This window comes from Bartonella sp. TS25HLJMH (assembly GCF_042193505.1).
Lineage (GTDB): Bacteria > Pseudomonadota > Alphaproteobacteria > Rhizobiales > Rhizobiaceae > Bartonella > Bartonella grahamii.
This window is the reverse complement of the sequence record NZ_JBHILV010000068.1, coordinates 1-1,271: the sequence shown is the minus strand read 5'-3', so window position 1 is coordinate 1,271 and position 1,271 is coordinate 1. Positions and strand designations below refer to the sequence as shown.

General features: G+C 48.7%; 1 protein-coding gene. It reads right to left on the bottom strand.

The window, feature by feature from the left end:
- On the bottom strand, positions 1-1,271 hold a 1,271-nt coding region (locus tag ACFINF_RS09235), incomplete at both ends, for a phage tail tape measure protein (RefSeq protein WP_375620591.1).

Sequence of the window (1,271 nt, the reverse complement as noted above, 5' to 3'; positions counted from 1 at the left end):
GAGAGCTTTTCCTGTGTAAAAAAACTCTTCAACCATTGCCAAAAGTTGGAAAAGCTTTGTTTAACGCCCTCCCACAAATTGCCAAACCACTCGGCAACAGAGGAAAGCTCTTGTTTAAACTTTTGCCAAACTTGAGAGAGATCAAAAGCATTGGCGATTATATTTTTCCAACGCGTAATGGTGGTGGTATCAGCACCAAAAAAGCGCATAACAGCTTCAAAGGCTTGCCCAAAAGCCCGAGATACCCCCCGTGCAAAGCCCTTCATAAAAGAAGAAAAACGATCCCAATATTTCCACAAAGCAAAACCAGCAGCCAGTATGACCGCCACAACAGCAGCAACCGCAGCCCCTATTGGAGTAAAAATAGCCCCCGCAACAGAGGCAATACCAGCCCCAACCACTTCGATCACTGTCCCAACAGAGCCAAAAGAGGCAGCAAATGCACTTCCTGAGACAGCAATCCCCCGTAAAGCCCCGACCAACAAGGTCATGGGGCGTAAAAGTCGGAGTGAACTTGCCCCAAGACCCGCGGTTAGCAAGCCCAGCGAGCGCCCTGCGGCTGCTAAGCCCCGCCAGCTTGCAGCAACACCACGACTGAGTACTCTAAGCTTAATAAAAGACGTGATCAATTGAAGAAGCCCAAGGCGTGTGCCAGCCATGGTAAAGCGCAACACGCGCAGAGCAATATTAAAAGCCATCAGAGCGGCAATGGTTTTGATGATGGCGCTTGTTAAAGTGGGATGGGCATTCGCCCACGCCATAAGCCCATTGGTAAAATTGCCAACACTTTCCATCAAACTGTTGAGGGGGGGCAGAAGCACTTCACCAATGCTAATCCCCAGAGCCACAATACGATTTTGCAAAAGTTCAAATTGCCGCATGGCACCGGTTGCTTGTTTGTCTGCTTCTTGTTCTACAGAACCTTTAAAGACTTGTGGATCTTTCACATAATCTAAAGCTTGCCCTAACAATTCCGGATTGCCCACCAATTTGGCAAAATCACCAGTAAAATCTCGCCCTGCAATGGCAATCAGCGAGCGCATGCCCTGTTCGGATTTGGCCAAAACATCAAAAAAGCGTACCAAGGTACCGGTGGCATCTTTATCGAGATCTTGCATGAATTTTTCGCGGGAAAGCCCAATATTGGCAAAAGCCTCTTCAATATGTTTGCCCCCTGCCTGAATGCGCGCACTCATGGCATTAAAACCACGCGCGGCACTCTCAGGGACAATACCAGCAGAAATCATCGCCGTGCCAAAAGCTGCTGTTTC